Annotated in this window: 16 protein-coding genes and 1 other RNA gene; 7 read left to right on the top strand and 10 right to left on the bottom strand. The window is 59.5% G+C overall.

What is annotated here, in order from left to right; genetic code table 11:
- Positions 1-76: 76 nt before the first annotated feature.
- The 4 genes from O4H62_RS16115 to tkt form a co-directional block, all read right to left on the bottom strand.
- Entirely contained in the window at positions 77-1,273 is a 1,197-nt protein-coding gene (locus tag O4H62_RS16115; RefSeq protein ID WP_269389340.1) for a phosphoglycerate kinase, read from the bottom strand.
- A gap of 110 nt (positions 1,274-1,383) precedes the next feature.
- A complete protein-coding gene (locus tag O4H62_RS16110) occupies positions 1,384-3,183 on the bottom strand; it encodes a potassium/proton antiporter (protein WP_269389338.1) in 1,800 nt (599 codons plus the stop codon).
- Between the two features lie 284 nt (positions 3,184-3,467).
- On the bottom strand, positions 3,468-4,478 hold the full coding sequence (gap, locus tag O4H62_RS16105) for a type I glyceraldehyde-3-phosphate dehydrogenase (RefSeq protein WP_269389337.1): 1,011 nt from the start codon (positions 4,476-4,478) through the stop codon (positions 3,468-3,470).
- Positions 4,479-4,524: 46 nt separating this feature from the next.
- The gene (tkt, locus tag O4H62_RS16100; RefSeq protein WP_269389335.1) at positions 4,525-6,516 is read right to left on the bottom strand and encodes a transketolase; all 1,992 of its coding nucleotides are present in this window, start codon (positions 6,514-6,516) and stop codon (positions 4,525-4,527) included.
- Between the two features lie 235 nt (positions 6,517-6,751).
- Here tkt and O4H62_RS16095 point away from each other — a divergent pair, with 235 nt between their 5' ends.
- Positions 6,752-7,024, top strand: coding sequence for a DUF4164 domain-containing protein (locus O4H62_RS16095; protein ID WP_269389497.1), 273 nt, complete (start codon positions 6,752-6,754; stop codon positions 7,022-7,024).
- Positions 7,025-7,101: 77 nt separating this feature from the next.
- Positions 7,102-7,464: a cell division protein ZapA gene (locus O4H62_RS16090; protein WP_269389333.1), complete on the top strand. Its 363-nt coding sequence runs from the start codon at positions 7,102-7,104 to the stop codon at positions 7,462-7,464.
- Between the two features lie 57 nt (positions 7,465-7,521).
- Here O4H62_RS16090 and O4H62_RS16085 read toward each other — a convergent pair whose 3' ends face one another.
- The 3 genes from O4H62_RS16085 to O4H62_RS16075 all read right to left on the bottom strand — a co-directional run bounded on the left by O4H62_RS16085 (position 7,522) and on the right by O4H62_RS16075 (position 11,888).
- Positions 7,522-9,276, bottom strand: a complete 1,755-nt coding sequence (locus O4H62_RS16085) for an alpha/beta fold hydrolase (RefSeq protein ID WP_269389332.1) — start codon at positions 9,274-9,276, stop codon at positions 7,522-7,524.
- 158 nt (positions 9,277-9,434) lie between these two features.
- On the bottom strand, positions 9,435-10,808 hold the full coding sequence (locus O4H62_RS16080; protein ID WP_269389331.1) for a porin family protein: 1,374 nt from the start codon (positions 10,806-10,808) through the stop codon (positions 9,435-9,437).
- A 3-nt stretch (positions 10,809-10,811) separates the two neighbouring features.
- Positions 10,812-11,888: a transferrin-binding protein-like solute binding protein gene (locus O4H62_RS16075; RefSeq protein ID WP_269389330.1), complete on the bottom strand. Its 1,077-nt coding sequence runs from the start codon at positions 11,886-11,888 to the stop codon at positions 10,812-10,814.
- Between the two features lie 262 nt (positions 11,889-12,150).
- On the opposite strand from O4H62_RS16075, the gene ssrS reads away from it, so the two are divergent.
- A non-coding RNA gene (gene ssrS, locus O4H62_RS16070) (6S RNA) lies at positions 12,151-12,307 on the top strand.
- A gap of 112 nt (positions 12,308-12,419) precedes the next feature.
- Here the strand turns inward: ssrS and O4H62_RS16065 are convergent.
- Complete coding sequence (locus tag O4H62_RS16065) at positions 12,420-13,148, bottom strand: Crp/Fnr family transcriptional regulator (protein ID WP_269389329.1); 729 nt, start codon at positions 13,146-13,148, stop codon at positions 12,420-12,422.
- Positions 13,149-13,323: 175 nt separating this feature from the next.
- On the opposite strand from O4H62_RS16065, the gene O4H62_RS16060 reads away from it, so the two are divergent.
- Together O4H62_RS16060 and O4H62_RS16055 are read left to right on the top strand one after the other, a co-directional pair.
- On the top strand, positions 13,324-15,573 hold the full coding sequence (locus O4H62_RS16060; protein ID WP_269389327.1) for an EAL domain-containing protein: 2,250 nt from the start codon (positions 13,324-13,326) through the stop codon (positions 15,571-15,573).
- Positions 15,574-15,684: 111 nt separating this feature from the next.
- Complete coding sequence (locus tag O4H62_RS16055; RefSeq protein ID WP_269389326.1) at positions 15,685-17,217, top strand: methyl-accepting chemotaxis protein; 1,533 nt, start codon at positions 15,685-15,687, stop codon at positions 17,215-17,217.
- Positions 17,218-17,396: 179 nt separating this feature from the next.
- Here the strand turns inward: O4H62_RS16055 and O4H62_RS16050 are convergent, their stop codons facing one another.
- Complete coding sequence (locus O4H62_RS16050; protein ID WP_269389325.1) at positions 17,397-17,603, bottom strand: hypothetical protein; 207 nt, start codon at positions 17,601-17,603, stop codon at positions 17,397-17,399.
- A 251-nt stretch (positions 17,604-17,854) separates the two neighbouring features.
- On the opposite strand from O4H62_RS16050, the gene O4H62_RS16045 reads away from it, so the two are divergent.
- Both O4H62_RS16045 and O4H62_RS16040 read left to right on the top strand, forming a co-directional pair.
- Positions 17,855-18,427 carry a 5-formyltetrahydrofolate cyclo-ligase gene (locus tag O4H62_RS16045; protein WP_269389323.1) on the top strand — a complete coding sequence of 191 codons (573 nt, stop codon included), beginning with the start codon at positions 17,855-17,857 and terminating at the stop codon, positions 18,425-18,427.
- Positions 18,428-18,434: 7 nt separating this feature from the next.
- Positions 18,435-19,259: a TIGR00282 family metallophosphoesterase gene (locus O4H62_RS16040; protein ID WP_269389322.1), complete on the top strand. Its 825-nt coding sequence runs from the start codon at positions 18,435-18,437 to the stop codon at positions 19,257-19,259.
- Positions 19,260-19,277: 18 nt separating this feature from the next.
- Here O4H62_RS16040 and O4H62_RS16035 read toward each other — a convergent pair whose 3' ends face one another.
- Positions 19,278-19,745: a DM13 domain-containing protein gene (locus O4H62_RS16035; protein WP_269389321.1), complete on the bottom strand. Its 468-nt coding sequence runs from the start codon at positions 19,743-19,745 to the stop codon at positions 19,278-19,280.
- Positions 19,746-19,770 lie beyond the last annotated feature (25 nt).

Below are 19,770 nucleotides of genomic sequence, written 5' to 3'. Positions count from 1 at the left end.
GAAAATAATTCAATCGTTTAAATGGGTTGGACAATTGGCCGAAGAGTTAACGGGCGGAACGAGCCGCCAGGACACTTCAGCTCTTGAGCACGTCGACGCCGGGCAGAGGCTTGCCTTCCATCCACTCGAGGAATGCGCCGCCGGCGGTCGAGACATAGGTAAAATCCTCGGCCACGCCGGCGTGGTTGAGTGCCGAGACCGTGTCGCCACCGCCGGCCACCGACACCAGAAGGCCTTCGCCGGTGCGGCGCGCCGCATGCTGGGCGGCCGACACCGTGGCTGCATCGAATGGCGGGATCTCGAAGGCGCCGAGCGGGCCGTTCCAGACCAGCGTATCGGCCTTGGTGATCCAGGCGTTGATGGCTTCAACGGATTTCGGGCCGACGTCGAGCATCATGGCGTCGGCGGGGATTGCGGTGACGTCGACCGTCTCATTGTCCGCTCCGGCCTTGAACTCGCGGGCGACAACGCCGTCGACCGGAAGCACGATGGCGCATCCTGCGGTTTGCGCTTCGGCTTCGATCGCCCTGGCGGTTTCGGCGAGGTCATGCTCGCACAGGGACTTGCCGACATTGATGCCGCGGGCGGCCAGGAACGTGTTGGCCATGCCACCGCCGATGACCAGCGCGTCGACCTTCTTCACCAGGTTCTGCAACAGGTCGATCTTGGTGGAGACCTTGGCGCCGCCGACGATGGCGACCACCGGGCGGGCCGGGTTGCCGAGGCCTTTCTCGAGCGCGACCAGTTCCGCCTGCATGGTGCGGCCGGCATAGGCGGGCAGCAGGTGGGCCAGGCCTTCGGTGGAGGCGTGGGCGCGGTGAGCCGCAGAGAAGGCGTCATTGACATAAATGTCGCCATTCTCTGCCAGCGCCTTGGCGAATTCGGGGTTGTTCTTTTCCTCGCCCGCATGAAACCGGGTGTTTTCCAGGAGCAGGACGTCGCCGTCGACCATTGCGTCCACGGCCTTTTTGGCGGTTTCGCCGATGCAGTCGGCAGCGAAATGGACGCGGTGATCGAGAACGCTTTCGACGATGCCGGCAATCGGGTCGAGCGACATCGAGGGTACGGCTTCGCCCTTGGGGCGACCGAAATGCGCCAGCAGGATCACCCGGGCGCCCTTGCCCGAGAGTTCCATGATGGTCGGCGCGACCCGTTCGATGCGGGTGGTGTCGGTCACCTTGCCGCCCTTGACAGGAACATTGAGATCGACCCGCAAGAGAACGCGCTTGCCGGAAATGTCGGTCAGGTCATCGAGGGTCTTGAATGAGGTCATTGCATGTTCCGATCGTCAAGTTTGTGTCCTGCGGGGGTCCGGCGCGGAGATTACATCGCAAATGTAACGACGCAAGCGGAGGAGGCAAAAACTCCGTGCGGCTTCACGTCTCATGTACGGCGCTTGCGGGCAAAATCCCGTGCCATCTGGATGAGTTCACGCAGGTTCAGGAACAGCGGCAACCGGGTTGCCGGGGCGACCGGCTCTAGCGAAATCCCGACCGAGCTGACGAGACCGTGTTCGTCGATCTGGCGCACGATCAGCACGATGCGTCCGACCTTGACGCGGTCGGCATAGTCCAGCTTGCCGCCCAGGCGCTGTTCCATCAGCTCGGAAATACTCATTGCCTTCTCGGCTTCGCCCAGCACGCCGGGGCCGTAGGCGTTGTCGAGTTCCTCGCCACTTCTTGAGGGGTCGATCGTGAAGGTGCCGAAAAACTCGTTGTCATCCTCGTTGACGGCCAGCTTGGAAGCAAAAAGCCGGTCGAGCAGGCGGGAAAAGCCGGGAGCGATGAACAGGTAGACCTGGTCGTTTTCACGCAGGCGGCCCGCGTATTGATAGCGCATCGACTTGCCGTCACGAATGACCAGCGAGGGACGGGCCCAGCGCGGAATCCGTTCTCCGCGAAGTACCGGACTGTCGGCGACCACCCGGTAGGCCAGGAGTTCGTGGCTGGCGGTGCCCGGCAGGTCGAGCTCAAGCTTATCGATCGCGCCGATCTGCGGCGGAACGATCAATCCGAGCCGGTGGGCGATCGGTTTGACGGTCCATCCCTGGATGGCGAGGGACACCATCACCACGATAAAGGTCGTGTTGAAATAGAGCTGTCCGTTTTCGAGGTTGCCGAGAATGGGCAATATCGCCAGCAGGATCGAGACAGCGCCGCGCAAGCCCACCCAGGCGACGAAACCGGTTTCGCGCTGGGTGAAGTCAAAGGGCAGGAGACAGAGCCAGACGGCCAGTGGACGGGCAATGAAGACGAGAAAGATGGCGAGGCCGATCGCGGGGAGGATGATCTGCGGAAACTGCGATGGTGTGGCGAGCAGCCCGAGAACGAGAAACATGATGATCTGCGCCAGCCATGTCATGCCTTCCTGAAACCGCATGATAGACGCCTTGGGCTGGATCTTCCTGTTGCCCGCGTAGATGCCCGCGACATAGACCGCGAGAAACCCGCTGCCGCCGATAGCCGATGTGTAGGCAAAGACCAGCAGCGCCAGTGCCAGAACGAAAATCGGAGCGAGGCCGCGCTCGACCGGAATCCGGCGAATGATCTGGACGATCAGGATCCCGCCGAGCAGACCCATGACCAGGCCGAGACCGATCTGCTTGCCAAACAGCACCAGGAGATCGAGACCAGCACCGCCGAGATCCTCGCCGCTGGCCACGATGCCGACCAGTGCTGCGGTCAGGAAGATCGCCATCGGGTCGTTGGTTCCGGATTCGACTTCCAGGGTGGAGCGCACGCGGTCACGGATGTTGATGCCGCCGGTGCGCAGCAGGAAGAACACGGCCGCCGCATCGGTGGAGGCAACGATCGATCCCAGCAGCAGGCCCTCCAACCAGGAGAAACCAAGCAGAAAGCTTGCGGCAATGCCGAACAGGATGGCGGTCAACAGCACGCCGATCGTAGCCAGGGTCAGCGACGGCACCGCCGCCTGCCTGAAGGAGTGCAGCGATGTTCCGTAACCCGAATCAAACAGGATGATCGCCAACGCAATCGAGCCAAGCATGTAGGCCGCGGAATTGTTGGAAAAATCGATGCCGAGACCATCGACGCCGGCGATCAGACCGATGAGAAGAAAGAGCAGCAGCAAGGGCGCGCCGAAGCGTTCGGCCAGCAGGCTCGAGAAGGCCGCGATAAGGATGAGTGACATGGAAGCCAGTGTCACCAGGTAGAATGTGTCCAACCGTTGCCCTTTCCGCAGGTTTTCATTCGAGGTCTGCCGGTCTTGCTGGGATATCCGAGTATGGGAGGAGGCCGCATCGGGATCAATGTGGCAGATGCCGCTCGCCCGAAACTTCCAGAAAAATCGGGTGGGATTTGGACCGGATCAGGGGTGCGGTGAATATTGCAGGTTCAATTTGATCCGGATGCCGGAATCAGAACCGCCACCGTCCTTGCGAACGGTGGCGGCGCCAATTTACAGGATCAGACCCGGCAGCTTTCAGCTTTCGGGCCGGTGACCGCCTGTCAGATCAGCTTTGCCATCGCAACGGCGGTGTCGCCCATGCGGTTGGAGAAGCCCCATTCGTTGTCGTACCAGGTCAGGATCGAGCACAGGGTGCCGTCCATCACCTTGGTCTGATCCATGTGGAAGACCGAAGAATGCGGGTTGTGGTTGAAGTCGATCGAGACGTTGGGCTCGTCGGTGTAGCCCAGAACACCCTTCAGCGCACCGTCGGCGGCATCGCGGATGGCCTTGTTGATCTCTTCAACAGAGGTCGAGCGCTTGGCGATGAACTTCAGGTCGACCACCGAGACGTTGGGGGTCGGGACGCGGATCGACATGCCGTCGAGCTTGCCGTTGAGATCGGGAAGCACCAGGCCGACGGCCTTGGCCGCACCGGTCGAGGTCGGGATCATCGACATGGCGGCTGCGCGGGCGCGGTAGAGATCCTTGTGCATGGTGTCGAGCGTCGGCTGGTCACCGGTGTAGGAGTGGATCGTCGTCATCATGCCCTTTTCGATGCCGATGGCATTGTGCAGGACATGGGCGACGGGCGCCAGGCAGTTGGTGGTGCAGGATGCGTTGGAGACAACGAGATCATCCTTGGTCAGCACATTGTGGTTGACGCCGTAGACGATGGTCTTGTCCGCGCCGGCAGAAGGGGCTGACACGAGGACGCGCTTGGCGCCGGCTTCGAGATGAATGGCGGCTTTCTCGCGTGCGGTGAAGATGCCTGTGCATTCCATGACGATGTCGATGCCGAGATCGCCCCAGGGCAGGTTCTTCGGATCGCGCTCGGCGAAGACCTTGAAGGAATCGCCGCCTTCGATGCGGATGGTGTCGCCGTCGACTTCGACTGTCTTGGGGAACTTCCCGTGAACCGAATCCCAGCGCATCAGGTGTGCGTTGGTTTCCACCGGACCGAGATCGTTGATCGCCACGATGTCGATATCGGTGCGGCCGGATTCATAAATGGCTCGCACAACATTGCGGCCGATACGGCCAAATCCGTTAATGGCAATCCTGGTCTTCATGCTAGTCCTCCGTCCTGGGTCCGAGTGCGCCTGTATCCGTCAAGGATCAGGCTTCGTCATGTAAGCGAGCTTCGACCGCGGCCACTGCGGCTGCGGCGGTGATGCCGAAATGTTCGTAGAGTTCCTTGTAAGGTGCGGACGCCCCGAACCCGGTCATGCCGATGAACAGGCCATCTGAACCGATGAAGCGGTCCCAGCCCTGGCGGATGCCCGCCTCGATGGCGATCTTGACCTTGGAATCCCCGATAACGGCCTTTTTATACTCCATGCTTTGTTCTTCGAACAACTCGAAGCAGGGCACTGAGACCACCCGTGCGGTGTGACCTTTCGCCTCAAGCATCTGGCGGGCTTCAAGCGCGATCTCGATTTCCGAGCCGGTGGCGAAGATGGTGACATCTGCGTCGCTGGCCGAAACCAGATCGTAAGCACCATAGGCACAGAGGTTTTCCTCGGTGAAATCGGTGCGCACGGTCGGCAGGTTCTGACGGGTCAGCGCGATGCCGCTCGGGCGCTTGCCCTGTTCGAGCGCAATCTCCCAGCATTCCGCGGTTTCGACGACGTCGGCCGGCCGGAACATCAGCAAGTTCGGGATGGCGCGCAGAGCCGCCATCTGTTCAACCGGCTGGTGGGTCGGTCCGTCTTCTCCAAGACCGATGGAATCATGGGTCAGAACGTGGATGACACGGATGCCCATCAGCGCCGCGAGGCGGATCGAAGGCCGGCAGTAATCGGAGAAGATCAGGAAGCCGCCGGAATAGGGGATCAGGCCGCCATGCAGCGCGATGCCGTTCATGATCGCGGCCATGCCGTGTTCACGAATGCCGTAGTGAACGAAGCGGCCGGAGAAATCATCCGGGGTGATCGGCTTGGTCTGGCTCGTCTTGGTGTTGTTGGAGCCGGTGAGGTCGGCCGATCCGCCAATGGTTTCGGGAACGACGCCATTGATGACTTCGAGCGCCATTTCCGAGGCCTTGCGGGTGGCAACGTTCGGGAGATCTTCGGCCAGCTTCTTCTTGTAGGCGGTGATCGCGGGCTCGAGTTCGCCCGGCAGTTCGCCGCTCATGCGACGCTCGAACGCCATGCGGACATCGTTGTCGGCGTCAGCCAGACGGGCTTCCCAGGCCTTGCGGTCCTTGACCGAGCGCAGGCCGGCGAGCCGCCATGCGTCGAGGATGTCGGACGGTACGACGAACGGCTCCTCGTCCCAGCCCAGCGCCTTGCGTGTGCCGGCGATTTCCTTGTCGCCGAGCGGCGAGCCATGGGCACCGCTGGTTCCGGCCTTGTTGGGCGCCCCGAAACCGATGACGGTCTTGGCGGCGATCAGCGTCGGCCGGTCCGATTTCTGCGCGGCCTCGATAGCCTGCGCGATGGCGTCGGGATCGTGGCCGTCGATGTCGAGCGTGTTCCAGCCCGATGCCGCGAAGCGGGCGAGTTGGTCGGTGGAATCGGTCAGCGAAACCGGTCCGTCGATGGAGATCGAATTGTTGTCCCAGAACAGGATGAGCTTGTTGAGCTTGAGATGGCCCGCGAGCGAAATCGCTTCCTGGCTGATGCCTTCCATCAGGCAGCCGTCGCCTGCCAGAACATAGGTGTAGTGTTCGACCAGATCGGAGCCGAACTCCTGGGCAAGCTTGCGTTCCGCCATGGCCATGCCGACAGCGTTGCCGATGCCCTGGCCGAGCGGGCCGGTGGTGGTCTCGATGCCTGCGGCGTGGCCGTATTCGGGGTGGCCGGCGGTGGGAGAGCCAAGCTGGCGGAAATTCTTGATGTCCTCAAGCGAGATGTCGTCATATCCGAGCAGGTAGAGCAGCGAATAGATCAGCATCGAGCCGTGGCCGGCCGACAGCACGAAGCGGTCGCGATCGGGCCAGTCGGGCTTTTTCGGATCAAAGGTCAGATAGCGCGAAAACAGCACCGTGGCGACATCGGCTGCGCCCATGGGCAGGCCTGGATGTCCGGATTTGGCTTTCTCTACAGCATCCATGGACAGAAACCGGATCGCATTGGCCATCCGGTCGTGTTTTTCGCGTGAAATCATGATGGTTCCGCCTAGTCGCGTTCATGTCAGGTCCGGGCTTGATCAAGTCCGGATCGAAGGCCGCGCACACATAGCAGTTGCTTCGGCGGAGTCAACAAATGCCTTGTCTGCAAACGGCTGGGGATGCAAAAGGTGGTTTTGTTGACGCCCCGTTCGGCTGATGCGTAAACTCGCGCCCACAAGTGTCCGGAATTCAAGCGATTCGGCTTGTAATCCAGATTCAGGGAAGCTGATGATGCCGGTTGAAAAGACAGTACAATCCGCGCTTGAGGCATTGAAAAAAGCCTTGAATCAGCTTGACAATGAAGTCGATCGGCAAGTGGAGGCCAGCCGCAGCTCAATCGAAGCGGCGGCCGAACTGGACCGCATGATCGAGGACCGTACACGGATTGCGCTGGAACTCGACCAATCTCAGGACAGGGCCAACCGTCTGGAAGAAGCCAATCGCGAGGTTTCCCGTCGGTTGGTGACGGCCATGGAAACAATCAGGGCGGTTCTGGACCGCTGAGATTTGTATGAGACTTGGAATTGTCAAATCGCATTTGCCTTCGATCAGCCGCGGTCGTGCAAAACAGGATGTGTTGAATGGCTCAGGTTACGGTTACCATTGACAGCAAGACCTACCGGATGGCCTGCGAGGAAGGCCAGGAAGAGCATCTGAGCGATCTTGCCGGGCGTTTCGACCGCTATGTCGGACATCTGAAGAACCAGTTCGGCGAGATCGGTGACCTGCGCATCACGGTGATGGCAGGCATCATGGTGATGGACGAATTGCATGAACTGCAACGCCGGATGCGCGGCCTCGAGGCCGAAGTCGACACATTGAAGAAGACAAGGGACAATGCGCTGAGCCAGGTCGACAAGACCGATCACGATCTCGCGCAGGCCTTGTCGGAGGTCACCGGCAAGATCGAGCAGATCGCCGGCAAACTGGCCGGTCGGGGATAGTCATTTCATCCTGAAAGCACTGCGTGGGCTCCGGGAGACATTTTCGGATGCCGCCTTTCAGCCTGTTTGCTGCACCAGCTCTTCGAGCGCGGCGACCACCTTTTCGGGCTTGGCGTGCATGATGTGCTGGCCAATGCCGGGGAACTCCTCGTAACGGCAGCCGGGAATGCGGTCGGCGGCGATCCGTGCCAGCCGCGCGTTCACCGCCGGGTCGGTGGCGCCATGAAGAACGACGGTCGGCACGTTCAGCGAAGTGAGCAGACCGCTCCAGTCCGAATTGCTGGATCCGGTGTCGGCAAGAAATGCGGAGGCGCCGCGTGTTGTGACATGCCGGATGCCCGCGCGAAGCACGTCATAGATCTCGGGGTCCTCCAGCGCGTCACGATCGCCGGGGCTGTTTTCCGCGAGTGCCGAGAGGTAGCGATGGGAACCGCCGTAACGAAGATAGGAGACAGCGGTGCGGGCAATGAACTGGTGAGCTGCCGCGGAGGCAATTCCGCTCGACATAGCCAGTTTTTGCAGGACCCCGATCGGCACCAGGTGATCTGCGATTTGCAGCGGGAAATAGGCGGAACACAGCACCAGTCCGGAGACCCTTTCGGGATAAAGGTGGCAGTATTCAATGGCGCAATGTGCGCCGAACAGATGGCCAAGCACCAGGCTGCGCTCAATGCCGTGTTCTTCACAGACAGATCTCGCATCCTCGATGGAAGTCGCCCGTTGGGCAGTGCCCTGCACGGGATCGTCGGTGGCCCCATAGCCGGGTTTGGACACACCGAGAAGCTCGAGACCCGCTTTTTGCAGCAACTGGCGGGCCCCGGAGGTCAATTCCGGGCTTTGAAGAAGTCCGTGAAACATCAGGACATGGTCGCGGCTCCGGGCGGCGTTCGAGATCAAGGGATAGTGGACGTAGCTGATCTTCCGGCCTTGCCGGGCCGTCATTCTCCAGGCCGATACGTCATGCGCGAAGGGGAAGTTGCCGATCGGTGTCGTGGTCACGCCGGCAGTGTCGGCCGGTCCGCCGGACAGGGCGGCCAGACTGACCAGATCATTGACCACCTGAACCGCATCGACCCTGGACGCCACGCCAAGCTTTCGGAAGATCGCCTTGGTCTGGCTCTTGATCGTGTCGACAGAGCGGAAGCGTTCCTTGGCGATCTCGACATTCGACTTGCCGTTGGCCATCAGTTCGAGAACCTCGATTTCCGAGGATGACAGGCCGAGGCTGCCGCTGAGCACCACTTGCACGCTGCGGCTCCAGTTGGCGCCGGGCAGGGTGACGATGACCACATCGAGCACTTCATCGCGGCTGAGAGACACGAATACGCCTTCACCCTCACTTCGAACAAAGCGCCGGTTGCCGCGTTCGCCCTGGTCATCCGGTCCGAACATGTCGGCGACACTTGTCAGCACCGGGCCTGTAAGGCTTGCCTGCAGCAGTCTCAACTGGGCGCTTGAATGGGTGGAAGGGCCGTTGGTGACGACCGTCTTGTTCTTTCGATCGAGCGTGAGCGAAAACCCGTCAAGATAGCCGTAGACCTTGAGCGCTTCCTTCGATTGGGCGACAATCCGCAACGCCCGATCAATGACGATCTTGACCGCGGGACCTTCGACCAGCGAACGATATTTTGCTTCCGGTGCAGGTGACATGACCTGTGCCAGTTCCGCGGCAATATCAAAATGCTTGCCGATTTCTCCGGTGAAAACCGGCTGGCCTGTCTCCCCTACCGCCAGGAAGTCCTCAAGATCCTTCATGAACTCGGTGAATTCCTGATCACCCTTGAAATACGAGTAGATGGCTTGGATTGCCATGGTAAGCGGGGTCGGGCCACCAGCTGGATTCATGGACAGGAACTCGTTCTCTTGGTACGGTTGCAGGCAATTGATCTTACACGAGAAAAAGAGGTCCACAAGTCCGCCGCTGCGTGGTGCGTGCTGGCGGAGTTCCAGGAGGATTGGCAATCGGGCAGCTAGAAAGCCTTGGTGAAGGTGAGATCCATTCCAGTGCTTGAAAAATTGTAGAATGCCACGTTGCTGGCCTGATCCTTGCGAAAGACGCCGACGATCGGCGACAAGCCAGCGATCTCGAAATTCTCCTTTCGAAATGATCCTCTGATTTCCCAGGAGGTGTCCTGCCGAAAGATGCGCAACCCCGGAAAGAGGTCCTTGAACTTGCGCTTGCCGACCGAGAGCGAAGCATTCATCCGGATGCCGTAAGCGAGCGCCATTTCCGCGCCTAGAGTGGCGGAAAGGCCGTCATAGGAACTCCATGGCCTGCCGGAAATGGTCTCTGTTTCAAAGCTCCCGGTGACGGACATCGCAAAACGTCTGGAAAAGGCGTGTCTCAATGATGTCGTCGCTTGCGTGGTCAATGCGGTTGCGGCTCCCGCAGCATCAAAGCTGCGGTGCATATGGATGATCTCGCCGGAAAGCCACCAGGTTTGCGAGAAGTTCCATTTTCCCGACACCCGTCCGCCGATTCCCAGGCTGTTGGCCTTCCGGTTCAACCAGTGGCGGTCGATGATCGCCTCGGCCTGCAGCGAATAGGCGAGCTCGTCGCGCCTGAAGCCTGCCCGGAATTCTGCCTGTTGTTTGTCGAACTGGTCGTTGGAATAGTCTGATATGCCGCCGGAGAGGGAGGCGTAGACGGAGAGACTTTCGCTCAGCGAATGTGAATAGCCCGCCACTGCTCCGAGCTTCAGGCCCACTCCCGATTGCTGCCGTGCCGCATTGGCAATCAGGAACGGCAGGCCGCCGATCATGATGATCGACTCGGAGCTGCCGTCATTGACGTTGGTCGATGGGGCAAGCGAGACATAGCCCGACAGGGAAAAGCCTTCCTTTGTACCTATCTGGCGTGCGAGCCGGTCAAGCTGGTCCCTGTCGTGTGCAAGATCGGTGGAATCGGCAAGCCGGCTCAACTGATAGCGCGCGCCCTGCCGCTTGCCCTGGGTCGCCAGAATTTTCACCAATTCGATCCGGACGGCATCTATATCCGGAGCACGGGTGAGGATGTCCCGGAGCAGCTTTTCCGCCTCGTCGAGATGCCCCGTCCGCGCATGGACCACGGCAAGAAGATAGGCGGCCGGGATTGCTTCAGCTCCCTGGAAGCGTGTGCTTTCGAGCAGGGTTCTGGCTTCTTCATACCTTCCCTCGGTTACCAGAGCTTCGGCGGAGCGGAATACCGATTCCGCCCCGGCGGACCGCTGGCAGGGGCTGAGCAGCAAGAGCGCCGTCGTGCAGAAAACGAGCAGATGGGCTTTGCCTGTCCTCCCCTGACACCCGTGTCGCGGCCGTTTTCCCATTTCCCTTGCCCAGGAATACTCGGGATATGTTTGCATCATCGCTTATTTCTTCACGCCGCCGAGCGCGCCGGACATGATGTAATCGCGGTTCGCACCGTCGAGTTGCGCATTGCCTTCAATCACGTAGGCAGCCGCGGTTTCCGCAGCCGCGTCGCCAAAGAAGGCACCGATCGCCTCGTTGTAGACTGCAGTTCCGACCGGGTTGTTGCTGGCGTCGACCAGTTGCGCGGTGCCGGTATATTCGGAGCCGGTGATGTTGGCGTTGATGTTGAGGCCGGTCGCATTGGGGTTGAGAACGACCTTGTTGCCGTTCTTGTAGGCCGCGAGCTCTGCTCCCGATATGCCCCCGGTCACGGTGCCGGCGGCAAAATCGGCGGTAAGCTCCACCGTCCCGCCGCTCAGGCCCATGCTCTGCATCGTGCCGTTGTCGTTGTAGACGGAGGTTCCGCCCTCGTGGAATCCCTTGTATGTGGCCTGCCCGGAGGTCGGCATGTTGGTCGTGTTGTTGCCGATATATCCAACCGCATAGATCGCGCTTCCATCGCCGGCGGTTCCTTCCTGGTAGCGGATGGTGGTGCCGTGCTTCATGACGATCTGTTCAACGAACGTGTTGTTATCATAGACATTGTAGACGCCGACCGACGACAGGTTGGTACTTTCGTTGGAAGCCTGTGCATCGCCGAAGTTGCCGTTCTCGAAGTACACATTGCCCTTCACGTCCTTCATGCCGTTGATGGCGGTGCCACCCTGAAGCGTGTCCGCCGTGCTTGCGGAAACAAGCGCCGGATTGGTGCCCTGGTTGGCGTTCGGATTTGGGTCCATGTCTGCCGAACCGTTGAGGTTGATGCCGCCGGCTGCCGATCTTTCGAGGATGCTGGCCTGGGTGATCTGGTGGCTGGAAGAGGGAAGATTTGTGTAGGAATTGGTCGACGAGGTGTTATTGGAACTGGCGCGGAAGGCGAGTGCCTTTCCGGATGTCTTGATCGGCAGTGTATTGTTGCTCACGGCAACCGGCGTGGCGACGGCCCCGGTGGGGGCGGAACTGGATGATGTGCATCCGCTGATGCCGGGAAGGGCTGCAAGCACCATGGCACCGGTAATGAAAGTCTTTCTGGTCATTATAAACTCCTCAACCAACAGAAACTCACCACGACTCAAAAAAGCACGGGCTGTCCGGCTCCACGGTGGAGTATCGGCAGCCTGGCAATGCGCACCTGGATTGAGGGGCGCATGGATCTTGGCGATGACAAGGGAACGACGGGGTCGCTCCTGAGGGGGAAGTATCGGTGGAACGTGAGCAGTCTCAATCACCTGAAGGGGTGAAAACCCTGTCCGGTGATTTGCCGATTGGCGGAATCCGATTCATGACCTATATGAGTGAGGCGATCTGCGCCTCTCGACAGGATACGTAATCCCTGGGGCCTTAATTGATCCAAAGGGAGCTGTCCCTGATCGGACCCGTGGGTCCGGACATATGGCGCCCACCTACGTTGTAGGTTCCCAGGATCAATAAATCCATCGGTTGCCGTGGATCGCACTCAACCTGTCGATGATGTTCGGGATCAGGCCCATGGGCTGCAGCTGTCTGCTGCAGCCAGAGGGGCGGCTGTTCAACCTTGCGAATTCCATCGACCGCCGGCAGGCGACGGCTCAGTCCTTCGCCTTCGGGGGGTTGCTACTGGCGAATGCAAGGTGAATGCGTTCGTAGCACTCACAGGACCTGCTTTCCAGAATGCTGCGATCGGTGATTGTCACATTACCGCGCGTGTATTTGAGTGCACCCGCATTCATCAAGGCATTGCACACCGAGCTGACCGTCGCGCGGCGCATGCCCAGGACCTTGGATATCCCCTGTTGGGTCACCTGAAATGTGTCCGAGTTCACGCGGTCATGGGCGTGCAGAAGCCAACGGCTGACCCGCTGCTCGGCCTTGTGGAGGCTGTTGCAGGCAACGGATTCCATCAATTGCACGGTCAGGGACTTGGCGTATCGCATCATGGCGTCGCGGACGCAGGGGTAATTCTCGATTGCCTCGTCGAGATCCTTGATCGAAATCCAGGATGCATATCCGGGAACCTGAACCGTCGGCTCGCTGATCGTCTTGCCGCCGCCGAAAATGAAGGCAATTCCAATGAACCCTTCATTGCCGATCGAGGCTTTCTCGACGCTTCGTCCGTCCTGCATCTGGGCCATCAGGCATATGACACCCTCATGCGGAAAGATCGCATGGGTGAACAGTTCCCCGTCCTTGTAGAGAACCTGACCCTCCGACAGTCGCCTGACGACGGCACGTGACTCCAGGAATGCGATTGCATCGGGCCGCAATGCCAGCAGGATTTTGTTCCGGGTTTCGAAATCGCCGATCATTTCAGTTTTCAATTCTCTTCGCCTCTTGCGGATCCATCACTCGATCCAATCCTATAAGAAGTACGTCTTAATAACGAAAACAGTAAAGATTTGTTAATTATATTGTACGTACGGTATCGTTCACATATAGAGCGATAACGTTCATAAAGACATTTTCAGATGAACGGACGTGTTGGGAGCCATGCCAATGATTTTTAAGGAAGCCGACGGCAATCACGGCAATTTGTCCAATGGTATTCAGTCTGAAGATGCGTATTTAATTCATTCTAGAGATTATCGCGAAGCTTGCAACGAATTAATCGCCTACAAGGAGGCTCTTGATCAAAATACTATTGTATCAATTACGAATAAATCTGGAAAGATAACTTATGCAAATGAAAGATTTTGTAGTATCAGTAAATATAAAAATGAAGAGCTTGTTGGCCAGAAGATAAGCATTTTGAACTCCGGATTCCATGGTCGGGAGTTCTTCGCGGATATGTGGAGAACCATTGGCAGCGGTCGCCCCTGGCGGGCTGAAATATGCAATCGTGACAAGAATGGTGATTGCTATTGGGTAGACACGACGATCGTCCCCAAGCGGAATCAGTTCGGGAAAATCGATGGATACGTATCGATCCGCTATGACATTACCGAACGCAAGGCGATCGAAAAGGCCCTGCATGATGAAGTGGAAAAGAGAAGAGATACCGAATTATTGCTTCGGGAGTTGATCGCAACCATCCCTGATGGCGTTGTTGCCTTCGACCTGGAAGACAAGCTGCTGCACTTCAACAAAGCATATAAGGATTTTCACACAGCGAAAGCCCAGCATCTTGTCGCCGGCATATCGTTTGCAGAGCTGCTCAAGATTGCTGTTGAAAACAATCAGTATCTGGGCCTGTCCGAGGATCCGAAGGCACGCGAAGCCTACATCGAAAACCGACTCAAGCGGCATCTCAATCCAGCCAATCCGATCATTCAGCAGCTGAGTGACGGCCGCTGGATCCAGGTACAGGAACGACGCTCGAAGGCGGGCTATACCGTTGGTGTCTGCACTGACATCACCGACATCAAGCAGGCCGAGAAAACGATAAAGATCCAGGCTGAGCAGGATTCCCTGACTGGTTTGTCGAATCGCTCCGTGCTGATCAGCCGGCTGACCCGGGCATTGGGCGAGCGCAAAGGTGTCGAGCAGACCGGTGCGCTTGTTCTGATCGATCTCGATCATTTCAAAGATGTAAACGACACGCTTGGCCATGACGCGGGGGACAAGTTGCTGATCGAGGTTGCCCAGCGGCTTACCGAGGTCTTGCGCAAGACCGATACGGTGGCACGCATTGGCGGAGATGAATTTGCGATCTTGCTGCCCAATGTCAGCACCATCTCCGAAGTCGAGAAGATCGGCGAGAAGATCGTATCGAGGCTCAACGAGATTTTCATGTTGGGTCACAGGGTCGTGCGCCCTGGCTGCAGTCTTGGAGTGACGTTTTTCCCCGCCGATGGATCTACGCCAAAGGACTTGCTGAAGAACGCCGATATCGCGCTTTACCACGCCAAAGCGAGAGGCCGCGGCGTCTGGTCGTTCTACAATCCCGCGCACAAGCAGCAGGTGGAGCGGCGCCAGGCGACTGCCGATGCGTTGCGCGCGGCGATTTCCGAAAACCAGATCGAAATCGCGGCCCAGACCCAGGTTTGCTTCCGCACGGGCAAGCATATCGGGTTCGAGATCCTCGCCCGATGGAAACATCGGGGAAGTTATGTGCCGCCATCGGAGTTCATTCCGGTCGCAGAAGAAACCGGGTTGATCATCCCGCTCGGCCAGGCAGTCCTGGAGCAAGCCATGTCCATGGTGCGCGACATCCGAGACAAGGGATTTGATCCCGGCCGGATTGCGGTCAATGTCGCAGCTTCCCAGCTTAAGCAGCATGATTTTGCCGAAACGGTGATTTCGATGCTTGAGCGGTATGGGCTTGAAGCCGACGTGCTGGAAATCGAAGTCACGGAGAATGTGCTGCTCGATCGCGTCAGCAACCAGATCGGGCGGTCACTGGATGACCTGCACCGCCTCGGCGTGCAGATCGCGCTCGATGATTTTGGCACGGGTCATGCATCGCTTTCGCATCTGAAGCGGTTCCCCGTGCATTGTCTGAAGATCGATCAGTCCTTCGTCCGCGAGATCGAAACCGGAACCGAGGACGCAATCATTGTTCGAGCGATCATCAATCTCGCCCACAACCTCGGCATGCGGGTGGTTGCAGAGGGCATCGAGACCCGGGATCAGTTCGAACTTCTGCGCGAGCAGGCGTGCGATGTCGGGCAAGGCTATCTGCTTGGAAAGCCGATCGCCCCTTCAGAAGCGTTTTCGTTTTGCGCGCCTGCCGCGTTTGACAAAACGGCAACAGATATCGATCCGGGACGGTTTGCTCCCGGATTGAAACGGGCCGCATCAGGTTAGAGTTTCGCGGTGCATGGCATAGGAGCTCCGGAAAATTAATAAGAAAAGTTAGTTGCGAACCGGAACCGGCAGTGGAGCAGTTTACTCAAAACACCACAAGGGACGGGAACAATGAACAATTCTACAGATGCTGCGGTTGCATCCGACCAGGATATGCGCGGCCGGCTGGATTTTATCGGCTTGAATGAAAAGGGCTGCGCGGACTTGCGCCAGCTCAAACCGCTCATCGAGCGGGAGCTGCCCAAGGGGCTGGATCGGTTCTACGAAACTGTGTCGAAAACGCCGGAGGCGAGGAGGTTCTTCTCCTCCGAAAAGCACATGAGCGGCGCCAAGGACGCGCAGCTCCGGCATTGGGAATCGATCGTCAGTGGTTGCTTCAATGACGACTATGTCGAGCGTGTTCGTACCATTGGCGCCGTGCATGCGAGGATCGGGCTTGAGCCGAGATGGTACATCGGCGGCTATGGCCTGCTTGTCGAGCATCTTGTCCACGCCATCATCAAGGAGCTTTGGCCTGCGGGCGGCGTGTTTTCCAGGAAAAAGGGATCGGCAGAGGAACTGAGTTCCCTGGTTGTCAGTCTCCTCAAGGCGGTCATGCTGGATATGGACCTGTCGATCTCGGTCTATATCGAACAGGGCGAGGAGGCAAAGAAGAAGGCCGAACAGGAAGCCATCGCCAACGAACGTTCCCTGGTGATCGACAGCTTCGGCCAGGCGATGAAACAGATCGCGGCGAAGAACCTAGCCCACCGCATCGAAGATGACCTGCCGGAAGCCTACGTATCCCTGACCCGGGATTTCAACGGCGCGGTGGAGCAACTCGCCGACATCATCGACCGGATCGGAGGGTCGGCGGAGCAGATCAATTCCGGCGCCGGAGAGATCCGGTCCGCCGCGGACAATCTGTCCAAGCGAGCCGAGCAGCAGGCCGCCTCGGTCGAGGAAACGGCGTCGGCCGTTGAGGAAATCACCGCGACTGTCACATCCTCGACCAGCAGGGCCGAGGAGGCGGGGAAACTGGTCGAGCGGACACGGCAGAATGCCGAGCATTCGGGCGAGGTGATGAAGCAGGCCGTCACCGCCATGGCCTTGATCAGCAAGTCGTCGGAAGACATTACCCGGATCATCGGCGTGATTGACGAGATTGCGTTTCAGACCAACCTGCTTGCTCTGAACGCCGGGGTCGAGGCTGCTCGTGCCGGCGAGGCGGGGCGCGGGTTTGCAGTTGTGGCCCAGGAAGTGCGGGAATTGGCGCAACGATCGGCCGCGGCCGCCAAGGAAATCAAGCAACTCATCACCACCTCGGGAGAGCAGGTGAAGTCCGGCGTGTCGCTGGTCAGCGAGACGGGGAAGGCACTCGACAGCATCGCCGGCGAAGTCCAGGAAATCGCCACCAATGTTCATGCGATCATCGGGGCCGCGCGGGAGCAATCGGGCGCCTTGAAGGAAATCAACACCGCGGTCTCGGCTGTAGACAAGGGAACTCAGCAGAATGCTGCGATGGCCGAAGAAATGACGGCCAGCAGCCACTCGCTTGTCAACGAGGTGACGGAGATCAGCGCCATGCTGCGGACCTTCCAGACACGGTCGAACCGGCAGCGCATGGCGGTCGTTTCAAGTGGGGTTCACCTGGCGAGAGCCTGAAAACATCCCGCCTGCAGGAAGGCTTTGGCGACAAGGTGCCGGAAAGGCACCTTGTTTCGTCCATGACCAGAGCGTTCCATTCTTGCCGCTTCACGGTATCGACAGGTCTTGGGGCTGCGGCGACTTACGCATGCCCATGCCTCCCGCAATGCAATCGGCGGGAGCGCGGCCCTGGTTTCCTACTCGATGAGCCCCATCTTCATGGCGCGGGCGACGGCTTCAATGGTGGTGCTTGCCATCAGCTTTCTGCGCGCCGATGCAAGGTGATCGTTCCAGGCTTCCCGGCCAGTGCCATCGGATTCGTCGGGGTTGGGAAGCTCACCTCTTGCAATCGATTGAAGGCATGATCTTTCGGGGTGAGTCAATCGCTCCGTCTGGTCTTTCATGAATGTCCGCAAATCAACTGGTTTGAAAATGTATCGATGGACCGCGTAAGCCGCGGCTTTCGCGGGACCGGTGATAAACGCACTGGCCAGTCGGCGGCAATCGGATTCCGGAGACGTCGTTTACAGTTGGTGAGGAACCGTTCCAATCTTGCACGCAACCGCCTCCGGCTCCGGGTGTGGACCGGAAATCATTGACGCCGGGCAGTCGGCAGGGGTACGCCGCATTCTCGAAATTCGAGACGGAGAGGCAAATGGACAGCAAGGCAAGCATCCGGTCGGCAGTGTTGGCTCGGCGGGATGCGCTCGCTCCGGAACAGCGGATCGAAATGAGCCTGGCGATGGCCGAGGCTTCCGAAGCCCTGTCCTTCGATCCGGGCGCCATCATCGCCGGATATCTGCCGATCCGGTCGGAGCCCGATTTGAGGCCGATGCTTGCACGCCTGCGCGAGCGCGGCGCCCGGCTGTGCCTGCCGGTGGTGCTCGACCGCGAGACAATCGTTTTCCGGGAGTTTGTCCGGGGCGCGGATCTCGTCAGGACCGGGTTCGGAACATCGGGTCCGGGACCCGAGGCCGAGGTGCTTGAACCGGATGTGCTGATCATGCCCTTGTCGTCGTTTGACGCCCGCGGCAACCGCCTGGGTTATGGCGCGGGCCACTATGACCGGGCGATCGCGCGGCTGAGGGCGGGCGGCAAGTCGCCTCTGATGATCGGTACCGCCTTCACCGTTCAGGAATCCGCGGCGCTGCCGGCCGAGGATCACGATGTGGCCCTCGACATGATCCTGACAGAGCAAGGCTTGCGCTCGCTTTCGCAATCTCTATAGAGAGCGAATGCGCCTTTTGTTTCTTGGAGATCTGGTCGGACGATCCGGCCGCACCGCGGTCTGGAACCGCCTTCCCGGCCTGATCCGCGATTACAAGCTGGATTTCGTCATCGTCAATGGTGAGAACGCCGCGGGCGGTTTCGGCATCACCGAGGAGATCTTCCTCGAAACGCTCAATGCCGGGGCCGATGTGGTGACCACCGGCAATCACGTCTGGGATCAGCGTGAAGCGCTGGTCTATGCCGACCGGCAGGACCGGTTCCTGAGGCCTGCCAACTATCCCGCCGGCACACCGGGGCGCGGCTCCAATCTCTACATCGCCCGCAATGGGGCGCGCGTGCTGGTCGCAAACATCATGGGGCGGGTGTTCATGCATCCCGATCTCGACGATCCGTTTGCCTCCGGCGAAGCGATCCTTGCTGCGTGCCCGCTCGGCGAGCAGGCGGACGCGGTGGTGTTCGACTTTCACGCCGAAGCCACCAGCGAGAAGCTTTGCTTCGCGCATTTCGTCGACGGGCGGGCGAGCTTCGTGGTGGGAACGCACACGCATGTGCCAACCGCGGACGCGCAGATCCTGAATGGCGGCACCGCCTATCTCACCGATGCCGGCATGTGCGGCGATTACGATTCCTCGATCGGGATGGACAAGGAAGAGCCGGTCAACCGGTTTGTCTCCAAGATCCCGAAGGGCCGTTTTGAAGCAGCTTCCGGACCGGCGACGATCTGCGGCGTGGCCGTCGAGATTTCCGACCGCACCGGGCTGGCCGAAAAGATCGCACCGCTCCGGATCGGGCCGAGACTGGCAGAAACCTATCCGGACTTCTGGAGCTAGACCCGTCGGCCCGACTGTTCAGCGGTACTTCGCGGCGCTGATGAATTCGCCGAATGTCTCGCACCAGACCAGAACGGTGGTGTAGGCCTTGATGTCGACCGAGGGTGGAACCTCGACCAGGAAACCGTCGAAGGTCTTGATGTCGCCGAGGCGTATCGCCGAACTCCTGACGGCCTCGAACTGCTCTTCATCCTCGACGAACTCCGGCACCAGGTAGAGCTTGTAATCCGGACCGGGGGCCAGGCTTCCGCGGTGGGCGATCCGGTTGGCCGAGACGCTGACGGTGCCTTCGCCCCAGTGCAGGAAATCGCTCCCCTTGAGATCACGCCGGAATTCGCCGGTGTAGAGCGCCGAGCGCGCACTCTCCTCGAGCATGGCCTGGTCCGGCGAAGGCGGTGCGGTGATGATCGGCAGGAGATAGATCCCGAGGGCAAAGCCCGCTGCCAGCATGATGCTGTGGGTGATGATCCGAATTATCCAACGCATGGTTTTTCCTCCCCCCGCAACACTA

Origin of the sequence: Parahoeflea alexandrii, from assembly GCF_027214025.1 — a bacterium.
Classification (GTDB): domain Bacteria; phylum Pseudomonadota; class Alphaproteobacteria; order Rhizobiales; family Rhizobiaceae; genus Hoeflea; species Hoeflea alexandrii_A.
The sequence above is the reverse complement of the archived record's forward strand: the minus strand, read 5'-3'. Positions and strand labels throughout refer to the sequence as shown.

Bases quoted from the DNA above. Each gene is read 5' to 3' on its own strand.
- O4H62_RS16115 (WP_269389340.1), bottom strand. From the start codon at position 1,273: ATGACCTCATTCAAGACCCTCGATGACCTGACCGACATTTCCGGCAAG.
- gap (WP_269389337.1), bottom strand. From the start codon at position 4,478: ATGAAGACCAGGATTGCCATTAACGGATTTGGCCGTATCGGCCGCAAT.
- tkt (WP_269389335.1), bottom strand. From the start codon at position 6,516: ATGATTTCACGCGAAAAACACGACCGGATGGCCAATGCGATCCGGTTT.
- O4H62_RS16095 (WP_269389497.1), top strand. From the start codon at position 6,752: ATGCCGGTTGAAAAGACAGTACAATCCGCGCTTGAGGCATTGAAAAAA.
- O4H62_RS16090 (WP_269389333.1), top strand. From the start codon at position 7,102: ATGGCTCAGGTTACGGTTACCATTGACAGCAAGACCTACCGGATGGCC.
- O4H62_RS16085 (WP_269389332.1), bottom strand. From the start codon at position 9,276: ATGGCAATCCAAGCCATCTACTCGTATTTCAAGGGTGATCAGGAATTC.
- O4H62_RS16080 (WP_269389331.1), bottom strand. From the start codon at position 10,808: ATGATGCAAACATATCCCGAGTATTCCTGGGCAAGGGAAATGGGAAAA.
- O4H62_RS16075 (WP_269389330.1), bottom strand. From the start codon at position 11,888: ATGACCAGAAAGACTTTCATTACCGGTGCCATGGTGCTTGCAGCCCTT.
- O4H62_RS16060 (WP_269389327.1), top strand. From the start codon at position 13,324: ATGATTTTTAAGGAAGCCGACGGCAATCACGGCAATTTGTCCAATGGT.
- O4H62_RS16055 (WP_269389326.1), top strand. From the start codon at position 15,685: ATGAACAATTCTACAGATGCTGCGGTTGCATCCGACCAGGATATGCGC.
- O4H62_RS16050 (WP_269389325.1), bottom strand. From the start codon at position 17,603: ATGAAAGACCAGACGGAGCGATTGACTCACCCCGAAAGATCATGCCTT.
- O4H62_RS16045 (WP_269389323.1), top strand. From the start codon at position 17,855: ATGGACAGCAAGGCAAGCATCCGGTCGGCAGTGTTGGCTCGGCGGGAT.
- O4H62_RS16040 (WP_269389322.1), top strand. From the start codon at position 18,435: ATGCGCCTTTTGTTTCTTGGAGATCTGGTCGGACGATCCGGCCGCACC.
- O4H62_RS16035 (WP_269389321.1), bottom strand. From the start codon at position 19,745: ATGCGTTGGATAATTCGGATCATCACCCACAGCATCATGCTGGCAGCG.